Annotated in this window: 12 protein-coding genes; 4 read left to right on the forward strand and 8 right to left on the reverse strand. The window is 51.2% G+C overall.

Annotated elements, in window-relative coordinates:
• Positions 1-92 precede the first annotated feature (92 nt).
• On the reverse strand, positions 93-446 hold the full coding sequence (locus tag AC53GJ_RS16790) for a DUF2750 domain-containing protein (RefSeq protein ID WP_496729441.1): 354 nt from the start codon (positions 444-446) through the stop codon (positions 93-95).
• A 189-nt stretch (positions 447-635) separates the two neighbouring features.
• On the opposite strand from AC53GJ_RS16790, the gene ettA reads away from it, so the two are divergent.
• Positions 636-2,297 (forward strand): energy-dependent translational throttle protein EttA, encoded by a 1,662-nt coding sequence (gene ettA, locus AC53GJ_RS16795; RefSeq protein WP_496729443.1) that lies wholly within the window; start codon positions 636-638, stop codon positions 2,295-2,297.
• Between the two features lie 97 nt (positions 2,298-2,394).
• Here the strand turns inward: ettA and AC53GJ_RS16800 are convergent, their stop codons facing one another.
• From AC53GJ_RS16800 to AC53GJ_RS16810, 3 genes are all read right to left on the reverse strand, one after another.
• Positions 2,395-3,132 (reverse strand): substrate-binding periplasmic protein, encoded by a 738-nt coding sequence (locus AC53GJ_RS16800; RefSeq protein WP_496729445.1) that lies wholly within the window; start codon positions 3,130-3,132, stop codon positions 2,395-2,397.
• Between the two features lie 152 nt (positions 3,133-3,284).
• The gene (locus AC53GJ_RS16805; RefSeq protein WP_496729447.1) at positions 3,285-4,475 is read right to left on the reverse strand and encodes an amino acid aminotransferase; all 1,191 of its coding nucleotides are present in this window, start codon (positions 4,473-4,475) and stop codon (positions 3,285-3,287) included.
• 95 nt (positions 4,476-4,570) lie between these two features.
• Positions 4,571-5,299 (reverse strand): GAF domain-containing protein, encoded by a 729-nt coding sequence (locus tag AC53GJ_RS16810; protein WP_496729449.1) that lies wholly within the window; start codon positions 5,297-5,299, stop codon positions 4,571-4,573.
• A 173-nt stretch (positions 5,300-5,472) separates the two neighbouring features.
• Here AC53GJ_RS16810 and AC53GJ_RS16815 point away from each other — a divergent pair, with 173 nt between their 5' ends.
• A complete protein-coding gene (locus tag AC53GJ_RS16815; protein ID WP_496729450.1) occupies positions 5,473-5,835 on the forward strand; it encodes a translation initiation factor in 363 nt (120 codons plus the stop codon).
• A gap of 72 nt (positions 5,836-5,907) precedes the next feature.
• Here the strand turns inward: AC53GJ_RS16815 and AC53GJ_RS16820 are convergent, their stop codons facing one another.
• The 3 genes from AC53GJ_RS16820 to AC53GJ_RS16830 are packed head-to-tail and all read right to left on the reverse strand — an operon-like array spanning position 5,908 to position 13,340.
• Positions 5,908-7,221, reverse strand: coding sequence for an amidohydrolase family protein (locus AC53GJ_RS16820; RefSeq protein WP_496729452.1), 1,314 nt, complete (start codon positions 7,219-7,221; stop codon positions 5,908-5,910).
• 2 nt (positions 7,222-7,223) lie between these two features.
• Positions 7,224-10,346 carry an amidohydrolase family protein gene (locus AC53GJ_RS16825; RefSeq protein ID WP_496729453.1) on the reverse strand — a complete coding sequence of 1,041 codons (3,123 nt, stop codon included), beginning with the start codon at positions 10,344-10,346 and terminating at the stop codon, positions 7,224-7,226.
• A gap of 24 nt (positions 10,347-10,370) precedes the next feature.
• Positions 10,371-13,340, reverse strand: a complete 2,970-nt coding sequence (locus AC53GJ_RS16830) for a bifunctional diguanylate cyclase/phosphodiesterase (protein WP_496729455.1) — start codon at positions 13,338-13,340, stop codon at positions 10,371-10,373.
• Between the two features lie 147 nt (positions 13,341-13,487).
• Between AC53GJ_RS16830 and AC53GJ_RS16835 the strand changes: the two genes are divergently transcribed.
• Entirely contained in the window at positions 13,488-13,943 is a 456-nt protein-coding gene (locus tag AC53GJ_RS16835) for a c-type cytochrome (RefSeq protein WP_496729457.1), read from the forward strand.
• Positions 13,944-14,007: 64 nt separating this feature from the next.
• Here AC53GJ_RS16835 and AC53GJ_RS16840 read toward each other — a convergent pair whose 3' ends face one another.
• Entirely contained in the window at positions 14,008-14,682 is a 675-nt protein-coding gene (locus AC53GJ_RS16840; protein ID WP_496729459.1) for a cytochrome b/b6 domain-containing protein, read from the reverse strand.
• A 65-nt stretch (positions 14,683-14,747) separates the two neighbouring features.
• On the opposite strand from AC53GJ_RS16840, the gene AC53GJ_RS16845 reads away from it, so the two are divergent.
• A complete protein-coding gene (locus AC53GJ_RS16845; protein WP_496729461.1) occupies positions 14,748-17,093 on the forward strand; it encodes a penicillin acylase family protein in 2,346 nt (781 codons plus the stop codon).
• Positions 17,094-17,259: the final 166 nt, after the last annotated feature.

Genomic DNA, 17,259 nt, shown 5'->3' on the forward strand with positions numbered 1-17,259 from the left:
GAATAGAACTTGCCCGGCTAGCCGGGCAAGTTCAACGCTTGGCGGCAATTAAAGCAGAACCACCAGCAGTTCTGCTCAAGTTTAATCAAGCCTTATTGCACGGCAGCCAGCGCTTCCAGTACTTCGCGGGGTTCAACTTCCGGACCGTTTAACGATTCGTCCCAGTTAGTCCCAATCAATACACCGTCGTCGTACATTTCTTTTAACCAGCCTTCACAGAACACGTCCAGTGGAATGGCTTCCGGCTTGTATTCGGCCCACTCTTCACTGCAATGCGCGACAGCAGCCGCTTCATCTGACCAGAATGGCATCACATCAGTATCTTCAAAATCAACCGATTCGACCACCAGTAAATCTTCACCATGCGCCAGTACCCAAACCTGACCATGGGTGCGAGCTTCGGCGATAAACGCTTGAAATACAGGATCATTAGTGTACTCAGACATGATTGTTACCTTTTGTTGAAATAAAAAGACGCTGCGCTACTGCAGCCAATGCACTATTAGACCAGAAAGCGCCCCCTGCTGGCGAATTTATTCTGCGTAAGCGTCGAACCTGTGCCTGACAACTTTCCGTTCTGGCGCAAAATGACGTACAATTTCGCCACTTCTCACAACCTTGGATGATCAGGCGTTATGGCGCAGTTTATTTATTCAATGTACCGGGTGTCAAAAGTTGTACCACCCAAAAGAACCATCTTAAAAGATATCTCATTGTCGTTTTTCCCGGGTGCCAAAATTGGTGTGCTGGGTTTAAACGGCTCAGGTAAATCCACACTGTTGCGGATTATGGCCGGTATCGACAAAGAATTTGAAGGCGATGCCAAGCCACTGGCAGGTACCAAAATTGGTTATCTGCCGCAAGAGCCTGAGCTGGATATGAGCAAAACGGTGCGTGAAGTGGTGGAAGAAGCGGTGGCTGATGTCAAATACGCTTTAACCCGGCTTGATGCCGTGTACGCCGCTTATGCCGACGAGAATGCTGATTTTGACGCCCTGGCACGCGAGCAAGGTGAATTAGAGGCCATCATTCAGGCCAAAGACGGCCATAACCTGGATAACACCCTAGAGCGTGCTGCTGATGCGTTACGTCTGCCGCCTTGGGATGCCAAAATTAATGTATTATCTGGTGGCGAGCGCCGCCGGGTGGCTATCTGCCGCCTGCTGCTGGAAAAACCAGATATGCTGCTGCTGGACGAACCAACCAACCACTTAGACGCCGAATCTGTCGCCTGGTTAGAACGTTTCCTGCACGATTATCCGGGGACTGTGGTCGCGATCACGCACGACCGTTATTTCCTCGATAATGTTGCTGGCTGGATCTTGGAGCTGGACCGCGGCGAAGGTATTCCATGGGAAGGCAATTACTCCAGCTGGCTGGAACAAAAAGATGCCCGTCTGCAGATAGAAGAAAAAACCGAGAATGCCCGCCAGCGTTCAATCAAACAAGAGTTGGAATGGGTCCGGACCAATCCAAAAGGTCGCCATGCCAAGTCTAAAGCGCGGATGGCACGGTTTGAAGAACTGCAAAGCCAGGAATTCCAAAAACGTAACGAAACCAACGAATTGTTTATTCCGCCTGGACCACGTTTAGGCGATAAAGTGTTGGAAGTGACTAACTTACGTAAATCTTATGGCGATCGGGTATTGATTGACGATTTAAGCTTCAGCATTCCTAAAGGCGCTATCGTCGGTATTATCGGGGCCAACGGTGCCGGTAAGTCAACGCTGTTCCGGATGTTGTCCGGCGCAGAACAACCAGACAGCGGTAATATTTCATTGGGTGAAACCGTACAGCTGGCCAGTGTTGATCAGTTCCGCGATAATATGAATCCGAAAAATACCGTCTGGCAGGAAATCTCCAACGGTCAGGATATGCTGCAAATTGGCAGCTTCACCATCCCAAGCCGGGCTTATGTCGGTCGCTTTAACTTCAAAGGCAATGACCAGCAGAAGTTTATCGGTGAATTGTCCGGTGGTGAACGCAACCGGGTGCATTTAGCTGCGCTGCTCAAAGCCGGCGGCAACATGCTGTTACTCGATGAACCGACCAACGATTTGGACGTGGAAACACTGCGCGCACTGGAAAACGCCATCCTGGATTTCCCGGGTTGCGCCATGGTGATCTCGCACGACCGCTGGTTCCTGGACCGGATCGCGACCCATATTCTGGATTATCGTGACGAAGGCAAAATTAACTTCTTCGAAGGTAACTACTCAGATTATGAAGCCTGGGTCAAAGCCACTTATGGCGCTGCCGCGCTGGAACCGCACCGGATCCGTTACAAGAAAATCTAAGTGGTCAGGCTACCGGAACTGCTGCTAGCGCTGAAAATCCCCGCTCATTTCAGGCGGGGATTTTTTTGCTTAGCTTCGGCATAACCAGGCGCTGCGTTTAACGACCGCTCTGTTGCACACCAGCCGCCTGCAATCCTTGCTGAAACTGCGGTTGCTGCGATAACCGCTGATAGCTGTTTCGAAGCGCCGTCAGCAAACCAGGCGAACTGTTTTTATTCAGCGCCAGCCAGGTTGGTTGCGCCAGTTCCGGAATAAACCAGGCAAATTCGACTTCGGTTGCCGAAATGCCGAGCTTTTGTAACATCGAATTGATCGCCATCGGATCATCCACCAGTAAATCAGCTTTGCCCAGCAGCAACATCCGCCAGCTCGCTTCAATGTCTGGCTGAATTTGCAGTTGAGTCCCAGGCCGGAATTGTTGCTGCACCAGCCATTCAGTGGCGAAGTCGCCACGCTGCACTGCAATATTAAAGGCTCTTGCATCATCGAGTGTATTGATTTTAATGTCAGCTCTTTGTTTTAACCGCACAAAGCCAAGCCGGTAACCGGCAATGGGGCCAATCCATTCAAATTGTGCTTCACGCTCTTTGGTACGGGCCATATTGTAAATCAGCACATTTGGCGTCGAGGCGGCAATTTTCACCGCTCTGGCCCAGGGATAGACTTCAAAAGCCGGTGCCAGTTGCAGTTCAGTCAGCAGTTGGCGCACCAAAATGGTGGTCAGGCCCCCGACCTCCCCCTGTTGCCAGGTCTGATGCGGCGGCGAGATTTCCAGCACCACCCGTAAGGGCGGTTGCAATTCAGCTAAAGCCAGGTCAGCCTTTGCTGTTACCACCGGACTGCAGCAAAGCAGACAACATAACCAGAAAAATCTCACAACATCTCCAAACCCGGCCAGCCACTGAAATAACATAAGCGCCAACAAGCACAAAGGCAACCCGAAGTTGCCTTTGTGCTGTTTCTGCAGTCAAGAACAGCGATAATGGCTTATTTCAGCACTGCGGCCACAGCTTTGGCGAAATAATCGATATTGCTATGGTTTAACCCGGCAATACTGACACGGCTGGAGCCAACCATGTAGATGCTGTACTCAGCACGCAGCCGATCAATTTGCGCCTTGTTAATGCCAAGGAAACTAAACATGCCATGTTGTTTGGTGATAAAACTGAAATCCTGCTGCACACCTTCGGCTTTCAGTTTATCAATGATCAACTGCCGGTAATCATTGATACGGTTGCGCATCACTGCGAGTTCCTGTTGCCATTCTGCCGTTAACTCAGCGCTGTCCAGAATATGACTGACAATAATAGCGCCATGCGCAGGCGGCATCGAATAGATGCTGCGCACCACAGCCAGTAAATTAGTGCGGGCCGTTTCCAGCATGGCGTTGCTGTCGACGACCACTGAAACCGCCCCAATCCGCTCGCGATATAAACCGAAGTTTTTGGAACAAGAGGTACAGAGGATAAGCTCTGGCACTTCGTTGGCCAGATGACGCAGACCGGCCGCATCTTCATCTAAGCCCAGGCCAAAACCTTGATAAGCCATGTCGACCAGCGGGGTAAAACCTTTTTCTTTGGCCAGTGCGGCAAAACGCTGCCACTGCGCGAAGGTTAAATCCATCCCGCTTGGGTTATGGCAACAGGCATGCACCAGCACCACGTCACCGGCCGGCACTTGCGCCAGTTCAGCAAACATCTGCTCTTCCTGCAGCCCCTTAGTGCTGTAGTCGTAATAAGCGTATTCCTTTACTTTCAGACCGGCAGCCTGGAATAACGAAATATGGTTGGCCCAGGTCGGATTGGTCACCCAAATGGTGGCATCCGGATTGGCTTTTTTGATAAATTCAGCCGCAACCCGCAGTGCACCGGTGCCGCCAGGGGTGTGGGCTGTGGTGGTACGGCCTTCGAGCAATACTTTGTGCGCACCAAATGCCAGCTTTTCGATATGGGCATTAAAGCTTAAATCCCCTGCCATGCCGATATAAGTTTTGCTGTCTTCCAGATCCAGCCGCAGTTTTTCCGCTTTTTTCACAGACTCCAGCACCGCCGTATGGCCTTGCTCATCTTTATAAACGCCAACCCCCAGGTCGACTTTCAGTGGATTCGGATCTTCTTTATAAGCCGCCATTAACCCTAAAATTGGATCTGTTGCGACTGGCTTTAACTGAGAAAACATACCAGGTTACCTGCTTCTGTTGCTGCAAATGGACAAAACCGGCCATTGCCTGTTTTGTTGAACTGTTGTGACCGGAGTGACACCGGCGACCCGCCTCAATCCTGAGCCGAGGTCCATAAAGTTGGCACCACCAGCGCGGTGGCAATTAATAACGCCAGCTCCTGGCCATTAAATAAATTTTTGGCAAAAGCTTCTGAATCAATAATGCCAGTGACTTGTCCGCCAGCATCAAACAGCGGAATACAAGCTTCAGCCAGCACCTTGGGATCACAAGTATAATATTCGCCGCCGGTCGCCAGATAGGCCGGCACATCATTGATAATACGGGCTTTACCGGATAAACCTACAGTGACATTATTACTGATAGCAGCAAATTCTGTCGTCAATGGAAACTCGGCACGGGACGGGGCACCAAAATAACTCAGCTTCACCAGTACAGGGTCACCCTGCGGATTGACCCGGCGCTGATAAATACCAAACCAATCACTTTGACTCTGCTGCTGGTAAAACTCAGTCACTAACGCCAGTTGCGCCAGTAACCGCTGATTTGCCGGGGTCTGGCCAGAGAGGATCGCCGTTAAATCATAAGGTTGTGCCGCTAACTGACCAAACAGAGAACAAGCGCCACCTTCACCAAGTTCCGGCACCTGATACTGCCATTGCAGCCGCTGTTGTAATGCTGGCGCCGCTAAATCGGCAGTTGCCAGTAAATCCGTCAGTTGTTGCTGGAACACAGCAACTTGTTGTTGTAACTCTGACTTTACAGCCGCAGTTGTTGTTGCAGGCAGTATTGCACTTAATTCGATATAACCAAGCATTGACATCAGCCGTCCAGATATCTAAAAAACCGCGATAGTCTAGCAGAAGACAGAAAAAAACCAACGCCTTTGCCTGAGATTTCGCCAAATAAAACCCCGTGCCCAGCCAATACTTGCCGTCGCAGGGAAAGATGCTTTATCTTGCCATTATTCGCCAAGCGACAACAGGGACATCTGGCATGAGCTCAAAAAAAATCTCGCTATCTGACTGGCAGCAACAGTCGTCCACTTTAGTGTACAGTACAGAAACTGGTACAGTGGCGAACGAAAAAGCCGAAAAAACCGCCGGTTCTGCTTTTACTGACGGGAAACTACGGCTCAAACGTGAAACCAAAGGCCGCAATGGCAAAGCGGTTATCACCATCGCCGGTATTGCCGAATCACATGAAAAACTCACTGAAATTGCCGCCTTACTGAAGAAAAAATGCGGCTGCGGTGGTTCCGTCAAAGACGGTGTCATTGAAATTCAGGGCGATCAACGCGAGGTGATTAGTGCCGAGCTTACCCGGTTGGGTTATGGCCTGAAATGGGCAGGCGGTTAAGCTGTCGCTTTGAGCACGACTTCACCAGATCAAAGCGCGTTTGCCATCGCAAACGCGCATCCACACAGAACCTTATTGCGCCGGGCGCTGCTGGTATTTTTGCTGTAGCTGGGTATTGCGGTTGGCTAAATCCACAGCCCGGCCATCAATCCACATATAACGTACCTGATGACTCAGGTAATCAAAAATATCCCCATCTGACACCACCACAGTCGCGGCTTTACCTACCTGCAACGAACCGATGCGGTCAGCAACGCCGGCAATTTCAGCGGCATGCAAAGTCAGCGCAGCCAGCGCCTGTTCCTGGCTCAGACCATAACTCATGGCCTGACCAGCCCCAAACACTACATTGCGGGTATCCCAGTAACCATCCAGCGACAAGGCAAACTTGACGCCGGCTTGTTGCAACAAGGCCGGGGTTTTAAAGGCCGTGTCATTGGCTTCATCTTCTCGCTCCGGAATACCATAAGGTGCGGTAAAGATCACCGCCACCTGAGCTGCCGCCAATTCATCGGCAATACGCCAGCTGTCACGGCCACCCACAATCACCAGTTTAAGCTGATATTCTTTGGCCAGTAACATAGCCTGCCGGATCTGACGCAGATCATCCGCATGCACAAACAACGGCCGTTGACCGGCAAATACCGGCAGCATCGCTTCCCAACGTGAATCCAGCGCCCGGTTCAGCCCGGCTTGTTTGGCCTCAGCATAAGCTTTGGCCTGGACAAAATACTGCCGCAGTTGCTGTAACCGCTCCGCATTTTTTTTCGCTACATCTTCTGGCTTATCTTCACTCCACCAAGGCGCCACACTGCTGGCCGATGGCCAGTTGAGATGCAAACCGACGCCATCGGCAACAGTCGCATCCTGCCAGTTCCAGGCATCAAGCTGCATCAGGCTGGATTGCCCCATCAGCGCACTGCCTTTCGGATAGACCAGACTGTAACTGAAACCATTGGAACGTACGGTTGGGATCACTTCAGAATCAGCATTGTAGGCAATTCTGGCCCGCACATCCGGATTGGTGTCTGTCACTTCATTGGTATCATCAGTAGCACGGACGGCTTCAATTTCAATCAAACCCAGCTGATTCGCCAGCGCAATCAGGCCAGGGTACAGATGTTTGCCCTGCATCGACAGCACTTTGGCTCCGGCTGGCGCCGTTAAATCGGTGCCAATCGCCGCAATTTTGCCATCGACCATCAGCAGATCGGCCTGTTGCAGTACCCCCTGACTGGCGGTATGAATAGTGGCATCTGTCAGTAAAATCGGTTGCTGTTGCTTGGCGCCCGGCACTATATCGTGCGCCAGCAATGGCATTGTTGCGCTGACCAACAGCAGACTGAGCCATGTTCTGTGGGTCAAATTCAGTTTAGTTTTCATCATCTTTACTCCTGCTGGCCATGCTGATGCTGATGCACGCCGCCGGCAAAGCTAAAATGCAACCAGTCGCCATTGTCTTCACAATGCCAGATCGGATCGTCTTTTTTATAACTGGCACCACTGCCTGCTTTGTCATCATCGGCCGCCGACAGCACTTTTTGCAGCAGTTGTTGTTTTTCCTGGGCCAGTTGCAGTTGCGCCTGCTGATCACGTTGTCGATCGTAATAAGGCACCCCATCAATCCAGGTTTGCTGGGCTTTGGCATAAACCGATAATGGATGAGCGCTCCACAGCACAAAGTCTGCTTGTTTGCCTTCGGTGACCGATCCCACTTTATCTTGAATATTCAACTGGATAGCCGGATTAATCGTCACCATATTCAGTGCGTCTGTTTCCGACATGCCACAGTATTTCACCGATTTAGCTGCTTCCTGATTCAACCGGCGCTGCAAATCCGGGCTATCGGAGTTAATCGATACCAGCACACCGCGCTCGGCCATCAGACAGGTATTGGCCGGAATGGCATCCTGCACTTCCATCTTATAGGCCCACCAATCGGCAAAAGTGGAGGCGCTGGCGCCATGCTTTTTCATCTCATCGGCCACTTTGTAGCCTTCGAGAATATGGGTAAAGGTATGGACTTTAAAACCAACTTCATCGGCTAAATGGATCAGCATCAGAATTTCTGAAGCGACATAAGAGTGGGTATGCACAAAACGTTGTTTATCCAGAATTTCGACCAGCGTCTGCAACCGGTAATCACGCCGTGGTGGTGCCACTTTGTCTTTGGCACTGCGGGATAAATCCTGATAGGCCGCCCAAGCCGCTTTGTACTCTTTCGCTGCCTGGAAGGCATCGCGGATCACGGTTTCTACCCCGACCCGGCTTTGCGGATAACGGCTGGTAAAGGCCTCCCCCCAATTGGCTTGTTTAACGTTCTCACCCAGCGCGAATTTAATACTGGGCGGCGCGCCATCAAACTTCAGTTGCTCTGGCGTGACGCCCCAGCGCAACTGAATGATCTGGGCCTGACCCCCGATTGGATTGGCACTGCCATGCAGCAGTTGCGCTGTGGTGGTACCACCCGCTAACCCCCGGTAAATATTGATATCATCCGGATTCAGCACATCGCCAATCCGCACTTCGGAGGTGACCGCATCTGAACCCTCGTTGACGCCCATTTCAATGGCAATATGCGAATGTTCGTCGATAATACCGGCGGTCAGATGTAACCCTGTGGCGTCAATTACCTGCACGCCACTTGGCGCCGATAAATTGCGGCCAATGTTGCTGAATTTACCGTCTTTGACCAGTACATCGGTATTTTCCAGTTTACCGGCTTTATCTGAAGTCCAGACGGTGGCGTTTTTAATCAGCACAGATTGCCGCGCTGGCACTGTACTAAAACCAAAAGAACGGTTTGGATAAGTCAGCTGGGACATTAACTGCACCTTAGTCTCCGCTTTGGCTTTATCTGCACTACTGTCCGCGCTGACATCAGCATTGACATCGCCCTGGCGCGCCAGCGTGGTTTTCAGCCGCTCACCGGCGGGTAACAGCAACTCACTGTGCAGAGCTGTGCCATCAACCACAGCGCTGAGTTGCAGCACGCCCTGACCTGCGTCAATTTCAGCCAAATCAGCAGTAAAACTCAGTCGTTGCTGCAGCAACTGCAGATTAGCCAGCTTGACCGACTTATCCCCGGAGTGCAATTTACCGGCAAAATCTTCGCCACTGCCACTGAATTCCAGCATCAGACTCTGACCACTGACAGGCAACGGATAACGGCCATTCACAGCAACTGGCTGCAACGGCTTAAATTGTTGCTCTTGGCCCCGGGTCCAGGTCGCGACAATTTCACCATCGGCAAATAAATCGCCCTGGCTGATGACTAAATCAGCCTGATAGCCAACCGCAATTTTACCCAATTGCTGCTCCAATCCGACAATTTTTGCCGGCACTGTGGTCAGTGCAGCCAATGCGGTATCGACTGGTAAGCCATGCTTGATGGCTTTACGCAGATTGGGCCAGAACTGAGATTTTTTCTCCAACTGATGGCTGGTCAAAGCAAAAGGTACCCCGGCTTTGGCCAGCGCAGCCAGATTAGCTGGCGCTCGTTCCCAATGCCGTAAATCAGCCAGGCTGACATCAAGCTGGTCATCCAGTTTTGCCACCGCAGGTGCGGCCGGATAAGCCAGCGGCACAATCAGGGTACGGCCAGTCTGCGCCAATTCCTGCACTCTGGCATATTCGTAACCGTTGCCAAGTAAAGCAACATTGGTGAGAGCAAATTCTTTTAATAAAGCATCAATCCTGAGCAAAGCGCGGTCATTGTTGGCAGCAAACACCAGACCGGTTTGCGGCAACTGACCCAATGCAGCTAAAGCAGCATTAAACTCGGTGGGCTGGCCCTGAAAACGCAGATCCGTTTTGCCATAGGCTTGCTGATACCAGTTGGCATCGGCCAGCGTTTGCCGGATCAGTGCAATACTGCCCATCAAAGAGGATGGATAACTCTGGGCGGAGCTGCCTTTACTAAATGACATAAAATGGCTGGCATTGGCTTTTAACACCAGTTCACCCGGTAAACCTTTACCCAGCGAGGCGACAAAAGCCTGGCCCTGAAAAATACCATCCTGCCGTGCCGATTGCACTACAGTAAAACCTTGTTCGGTATAGTCTTTGGCATCAGCGGCGACAGGCACAAACTGGTGTACCCAGCTTTGCTCTGCATGAATAGCGCCATTGCTGGCATTGCCGCCCTGACGCTGGTTTTGATATTGAGGAGCATCTCCTTCGCCATCAGCGGCGGCTGCAGTCTGCGACAGGCCATAACTGCTGTAAGGGTCGATAAACCCCGGATAAATATGATGGCCAGCTGCATCGATGCGGCGGTAACCGGCCGGTATCTCACGACTGCCAACGGCGGTAATTTTGCCGTCAGCCACTAACACTGTGGCATTATTGAGGGTTTTACCCGGTTCGGTGTGGACTGTGGCATTGATAAAAGCAAGCAACTGCGGTGTGTTGTCACGGATCCCTTGCAATGGGCTGGTCTGATCGGCAACAGCTGGCGCTGCGCCCAACAGCACAGCCATGCTTAGCTGCGACAGGCGGAATAACTTCATGATCGGGTCCCTAGTTAGCAAAAATTAACTGAGCGAGGGGTAACTTAAGCGGGGTAATTCCTGTTCAGCCAGTGGCATACTGTAGAAGTAACCTTGTACCAGATAACAAGCATTATTTTTTAAGAAGCTCACCTGCTCAGCTGTCTCAACACCTTCAGCGACAACACGCAGGTCCATTTTCTGTGCCATCGCAATAATGGCAGCGGTAATGTCCATATCGTTTTTATCTTCGGGAATATCTTTGACAAAAGAGCGGTCGATTTTCAGCTCGTCAACCGGGAACCGCTTTAAGTAACTCAACGATGAATAGCCTGTACCAAAGTCGTCAATAGATAAAGCCAAACCGAGCCGTTTTAACTCATTTAACTGGACAATAGCCGCATCGGTATCGCCCATCAACATACTTTCAGTGATTTCGAAGATCAGATGCGCCGGTGAAGCACCGGTGCGTTTAATAATCATCTCGACCAAGGCAGGCAGATCCTGATCGGTAAACTGCCGGGCCGACAGATTGATGGAGACCGTGATCATATGACCACGCGCATGCTGACGGGTCAGGAAACGACAAGCTTCCCAGATGATCCATTCACCAATCTGCACGATCAGACCTGTTGATTCCGCCACCGGAATAAAACGCAGTGGCGGCACCATGGTATTGTCCGGCCTTAACCAGCGCAGCAGTGCTTCGTAGCCAATGATCTGTTCAGTGCGGATATCAATTTTTGGCTGGTAATACAGCATAAACTGATGTTCTCGGATGGCTTCGCGTAACTGGTTTTCAATCTGCAGCCGCTCTTTGGCAGCGTCATTCAGATCCTGACTGAAAAAGTGAAAGGTATTTTTACCACGGGCCTTGGCTTCATACATCGCCAAATCCGCGTGTTTGAGTAACAACTCTTCTTCATCGGCATCTTCCGGCGCTATGGTGATACCAATACTGGCGCTGATCGAGACATCATGACCGGCCAGTTTTACTGGTAGCGCAAAAGCCTGCTGTAGATTGGTGGCAATCAGCGCCGCCTGCCGGCGATCGGCAATGCCGCTTAAAATCACCGCAAATTCATCTCCCCCCAGCCGCGCTATGGTGTCTTCTTCGCGCAACCGGCTGATCAGCCGCCGTGCCACTTCTTTCAGCAGCTCATCGCCAGAATCATGACCGAGGGTGTCGTTGATCCGTTTGAATTCATCCAAATCAAAATACAGCAGGGCAAAATGATAATAACCACGACTCGACATTGCGATGGCTTTACGCAGTTGATCGCGGAAATAACTGCGGTTGGCAAGTCCGGTCAATACATCGTAATAAGCCAGTTGTTCCATCTTGCGCTGGCTTTCTTTAATAAACGAAATATCCTGCATGGCACAGACGTAATTACTGACTTCACCTTTGTCATCGCGGATCGGCGCTATCGCCATACTGGCCCAGAATTGTTTCACGCCTTGCTGTAATAACATGTCACCGCGCCAGTGATGGCGTTCATGCAGACTTTGCAAAATATCTTCGGCGACAAAGCGCATTTCCTGGGCAAATAATAAACTCAAGGGTTTGCCGACTACCTCTGTAGCATTGTTGCCAATCATTTCCAGTAAAAACGGATTGACGTATTCAATCACTAACTGATGATCGGTGATCACAATACCGGAGCTGGAAAAAGCCACCGCTTTACTTAGTTTACGGGTGGCGCGTTCAGCATCTTCTTTTTCCTGGATCCGGGTATTGAGGCCAGAAATGAGCTGATGAATTTCGGCCGACATCCGGACAAAGGCGCGGTTTAATAAGCCAATTTCATCGGATCTGTTATCCAGTTGCAGACTGCCACTGTCACCATACGACAAACGTTGCACTGCGGTCGCCAGTCGGGTGAGGCGCTTGAGGACAAATTTGTAGATAAAAAACTGCAGCGCCAGCGCGACAATCAGCGCCACCAGTAAAAATAACAGCACCACTTTATTGCGGTAATCATCCAGACTTTTAATCACATCCGCTTTGCTGTGATAAAGCGCCACATACCAGTCAAGCCGTTCGATGCGGGCGGCTGAAGCCACATAATCCGGCATCAGTTTACTGTTGGCTTGCTGTTGTTCCGGTTGCGCTATCACCTGACGAATAAAACGACTGAGTTCGTTATTGTCGGTTTCGACCCCAACCGCTAACTGATTCATCACCGGCTGGTTCAGTACCTGCTGCATCGTGTTATTGCTGTCATGCAATAAATTGCCTTTACCGTCGAATAAAATAGCTTCGCGGCCTGGCTCCCACTGAGAAATCTGACTGAGATTGGCAAAAACATCGTCCAGCACGACATCAGTGCCGGTAACCCCGACAAACTCATCATCCAGATAGACCGGGATCACCAGACTGGTCATCCATTTTTGCCAAATGGCGTCGTAATACAAAGGCGTCCAGCGCGGCAAGCGGGCCGGGTTTTGTGTTGGGCTGGCAATTTTAAAAAAAATGTCCTGGCGGAAATCATGTTCAACCGGCACTTCCAGCGCCCAATCGGCCGGGGTAATGCGGATAAAACCGCTTTGAGAGATAAAATAAAAATTAAAAAAATCATCCAGCATCACAGGAGCCAGTTGCTGCCATAACAGTTCAGTTTTTTCAAATAACTGGTGTGGCTGCTGCTTAAACTTTTGCCTGGCCTGAAACGCCGCTGACAGATCGTCTTTACTGCGCAAACTGCCATCTGGCAGCGTTTCGATGTTGGCTGCTGCAACTTGCTGATTTTTGGCTAAAAAGCGACTAACGACCTGATTGGCACTGATGGCTTTTTTTTCTTTTTGCCAGAATTCAGTATCCAGTTGTTTGGCATAACGGCTGGTGGTCTGGATCAGCTTTTGCCTTTCCTGCTCCAGCAACACATCCTGTTGCAAGGCCAGCATCGCAAACGCAATCACCGTACTTGCGATCACAGTCAGCAAAAATACCAGCGCTGAAAATTTAATACTCAGCGAATTAAGTCCACTGGTTTTGTCGATTGCTTCCTTCACTCGCTACGCCTGATGGTTAAAATTGCTGTCATCCGATTGATTTGATGTCCCTGATTGCGTTATACCTGTGCGGCAAAACGTGGAAGACCAAAGCGCTGAAAAGCTTTAACATTATTGCATGCTATTCAAACAAATGAGAATGACCCAATGAAAAAACTGTTATTAAGCGCCAGTTTACTGGCCATATTCAGCACCCCGCTTCTGGCTGGCAGTGCTTTTACTGATGCAGAAGATGCAATCGAATACCGCAAAGGCAGTTTCCAGTTGATCCGCCACAATATGATGGACCTTGGTGATATGGTCAGAGGCAATATTCCTTTTGATGCCAGTCGGGCACAAAAACGCGCTGCCGCACTGGCCGCCTTAACTACCCTGCCGTGGGAAGCCTTCAGTGTACCGGGTGCTGACAAAGCCTCTGGCGATGCCAAAGCGGAAATCTGGCAAAATTTACAGGATTTCCAGAAAAAAGCGGCTGGTTTTCAGCAAGATGCCAAAGCATTAGATGTGGCAGCCCAAACCGGTGATCAGGCGAAAGTCAAAGCAGCTTTTGCCGCATTTGCCAAAAATTGCAAAGCTTGTCACGACCAGTATAAAGCGGACTAAGTGCCGTCAGGCAGGCCGAAAGCAGCGGTTTACCGCGCTTTCGGCTGTTGCCAGCAGCTTGGTTTTAGGCTAAATCCGCCACAAATAACGCCAGCACCGTCTCGCCCTGCCACAGATAAAATCCGCTCAAGAACAGCACAAAAAGCAACAAATAATGCCAGAAAGGCCGAAATTTCAGCACAGTCTCTGCCGGTACTAACTCAGCTTGCTGCTGCCCGCTTAGCATGGCCTGCACCAGCCGATCACCGCGGTATTGATGCCAGAGCGCCCCTGCGACATGAATGGCGGTCAGGATCAGCAGGATATCTAAGTTCAACTGATGAAAGCTGCTGGCAAGTGCCACCCAATCTGACGATACCAGCGCCACCAAGGGACCGTCGGTCAGCACCTGATCACTGGTCATCAATCCACTGACAAACTGCAATAACACTAAGGTCAACAGCAACACAATCATATAGCCTGATAATGGATTATGACCGGCGACTTTGGGCTGCGGCCGTTGCCGCCACCAACGCCAGACCTGTGGTGGTGATTTGACAAAATGACTGAATCTGGCATTGTCGCTGCCAATCAGTCCCCAGCACAATCTGCTCAGCAGCAGCGCTGCCAGTACATAAGCCAGCGACATATGCACGCCATACAGCTCCTGTTCTGCACTCCACCATAAAGCGCCCAGTAACATCAGTTGGCTCCAATGAAACAACCGGACAGCCCCATCCCAGATTTTGCGGGTTCCCATACCTTCTTCCTCGAAATTAACTATGCTAACCTGCAGATTCTAACGGAAAAACGGTTGAATTATCGATGAAATGGTACAAAAGCCTGAGTTACACCGCAGTCAGTCTGCTGCTGGTCGCAGCGGGTTCTGGTTATGCTTTATTGTCCGCCAGCCTGCCAGATTATCAAGGTGAGCTGGGTGCTGACGTCAGCGCCAAAGTACAACTCCAGCGCGATACGCGTGGTCATCTGACGATCCATGCAGCCAATCGACAAGATGCTGCGCTGGCACTTGGCTTTGCCCATGCCCAGGATCGTTATTTTCAAATGGATTTATTGCGCCGCAATAGTGCCGGTGAACTGGCAGAATTGTTTGGTGAAAAAGCGTTGCCGCTTGATCAACAACGCCGTTTGCATCGTTTTCGCGATCGGGCTGACGCTCTATTGCAAAGCTTACCCAAAGCACAACAACAACTGTTGGAACATTACAGTCAAGGCGTGAATCAGGGCCTGGCAGCACTGACGTTACCGCCTTTTGAATATCTGCTGCTAATGCAAGCGCCACGCAGCTGGCAACCGGCCGATTCGTTGCTGGTGGTGCTTAGCATGTATCTGGATCTGCAGGGTTCAGATGGCAAAGACGAATTAGCCCAGGGCGTGTTAAAAGATGCCATTGCAGCGGATTGGTATCAGTTCCTGAATCAGCATAGTGCCGACTGGCAAGCCGCGCTGGACAATTCCGCCGTGCAAGCAGTGCCGGTGCCAAACAGCCCTTATCCAGCCGCGCTGCAGAGCCAGCAACAAGCCTGTGCCGACTGCAACTGGCGCGACAGCCGTGATATTGGCAGCAATAACTTTGCGGTCGCAGGCAGCCGCAGCAACACAGGCGCGGCCATCTTAGCCGATGATATGCATCTGGGCATGCGGGTGCCTGGGATTTGGTTCAAAGCCAGATTACAGCTGAATCAACCGAAGCTTGATATCACTGGCGTGACCTTGCCGGGCACGCCGCTGCTGATTGCTGGCAGCAATGGCCAGATTGCCTGGGGTTATACCAACAGCACTGCCGACTGGCTGGATGTAATTAAACTGCAACCGGGCAGCCAGACGCAGTATTACCAGACACCGGGTGGTGAAAAAGAATACAGCTACAACAATGAAGTGATCAAAGTCAAAGGCCAGCCGGATCACGTGATGCTCATCAAAGAAACGCAGTGGGGACCGGTGCTGGCGCCACCTTTCCAGCAGTACGCTCTGCGCTGGGTTGCGCATGATCTTGCTGCCGTCAATCTTAATTTATTGCAATTAGAACAAGCCAGTTCGGTGGATCAGGCGCTGAAAATTGCCCCCACTGTCGGTATTCCGGCGCAAAATCTGCTGGTGGCAGATGCCAAAGGCAATATCGGCTGGACTATTATCGGCCCTATTCCCGGGCGGACGTTGCAGGATATGGATACACCGCAAGACTGGAGTCAGGGACTGAATCAATGGCGCGATTATCTGGGAGCTGGCGCTTATCCTGTGCTGAAAAATCCGGCCTCCGGCGTGCTCTGGAGTGCCAATGCCCGCACAGTTGGCGGCAAAGCGCTGCGCCGGCTCGGTGATGGCGGTTACGATGTTGGCGCACGCGGTCAGCAAATTCGCGACGCTTTACTGGCTCAACCCAGCCACGATGAAGCCAGTTTGCATCAGATCCAGCTTGATCACCGCGCCTTGTTTTTGCAGCGCTGGCAACAACTGTTATTAAGCCAACTGAACGCTGATTTTGTCGCCCGCCATCAGTTACAGCAATACCAGCAACTGGTGAGCGGCGACAACCTTGCCGCTAGCCCGGATTCGGTCAGTTATAGCCTGGTACGCGAATTTCGCGATAGCACGTTACAACTGATGTTTGCCCCGCTGGCGACTTTGCTGGAACAGCAGCAATTGGCGCTGAGCGACCTGAAAATGAGCCCGGAAACGCCGGGTTGGGCTTTAATACAAGCCAGACGTAGCGATACCCTGCCGAATGGTTTTAATAGCTGGCCTGAACTTTTGCAACAAGCTATTTTGCAAAGCCGGCAACAAATCATCGCCAAGCTTGGCCCCGATCTGACCCAGGCGCGTTGGGGCCGGCTCAATCAAGTGCAGATCCAGCATCCATTGAGTCAAGCCATCCCGATGCTGAGCAGGCTGCTGGATATGCCAGCGACAGAAATGGCCGGCGATCGCCATATGCCCAGAGTACAAAGACCGGCGCATGGCCAGTCGCAGCGGCTGGTGGTAACGCCTGGACAGGAGCAAAACGCCATCCTGAGCCTGCCAACCGGCCAGTCCGGCCATCCGCTGTCACCATTTTATCGCAGCGATTTTGCCGCCTGGCGGGATGAAGAGGCGCTCAGCTTATTACCAGGCGAACAAAAATATCTGCTGGAATTGCAACCACAAGGTTGACTTTAGCCATCCAGACTGATTATTGTATGAAACATGAAAACATTTAAGCTCGCTGCCCGCTTCTTTTTTAACTTTACCACCCAACTTGGGAGGTAATTGGCTGCGCGCGTCAAACACCAGTCAAAAACCTCCCAAGCGGGAGGTTTTTTTATTTAAGGAACCGGAA

The organism is Rheinheimera sp. B2H12 (assembly GCF_059620065.1).

Bases quoted from the DNA above. Each gene is read 5' to 3' on its own strand.
- AC53GJ_RS16840 (WP_496729459.1), bottom strand. From the start codon at position 14,682: ATGGGAACCCGCAAAATCTGGGATGGGGCTGTCCGGTTGTTTCATTGG.
- AC53GJ_RS16820 (WP_496729452.1), bottom strand. From the start codon at position 7,221: ATGATGAAAACTAAACTGAATTTGACCCACAGAACATGGCTCAGTCTG.
- ettA (WP_496729443.1), top strand. From the start codon at position 636: ATGGCGCAGTTTATTTATTCAATGTACCGGGTGTCAAAAGTTGTACCA.
- AC53GJ_RS16805 (WP_496729447.1), bottom strand. From the start codon at position 4,475: ATGTTTTCTCAGTTAAAGCCAGTCGCAACAGATCCAATTTTAGGGTTA.
- AC53GJ_RS16845 (WP_496729461.1), top strand. From the start codon at position 14,748: ATGAAATGGTACAAAAGCCTGAGTTACACCGCAGTCAGTCTGCTGCTG.
- AC53GJ_RS16815 (WP_496729450.1), top strand. From the start codon at position 5,473: ATGAGCTCAAAAAAAATCTCGCTATCTGACTGGCAGCAACAGTCGTCC.
- AC53GJ_RS16790 (WP_496729441.1), bottom strand. From the start codon at position 446: ATGTCTGAGTACACTAATGATCCTGTATTTCAAGCGTTTATCGCCGAA.
- AC53GJ_RS16810 (WP_496729449.1), bottom strand. From the start codon at position 5,299: ATGTCAATGCTTGGTTATATCGAATTAAGTGCAATACTGCCTGCAACA.
- AC53GJ_RS16825 (WP_496729453.1), bottom strand. From the start codon at position 10,346: ATGAAGTTATTCCGCCTGTCGCAGCTAAGCATGGCTGTGCTGTTGGGC.
- AC53GJ_RS16835 (WP_496729457.1), top strand. From the start codon at position 13,488: ATGAAAAAACTGTTATTAAGCGCCAGTTTACTGGCCATATTCAGCACC.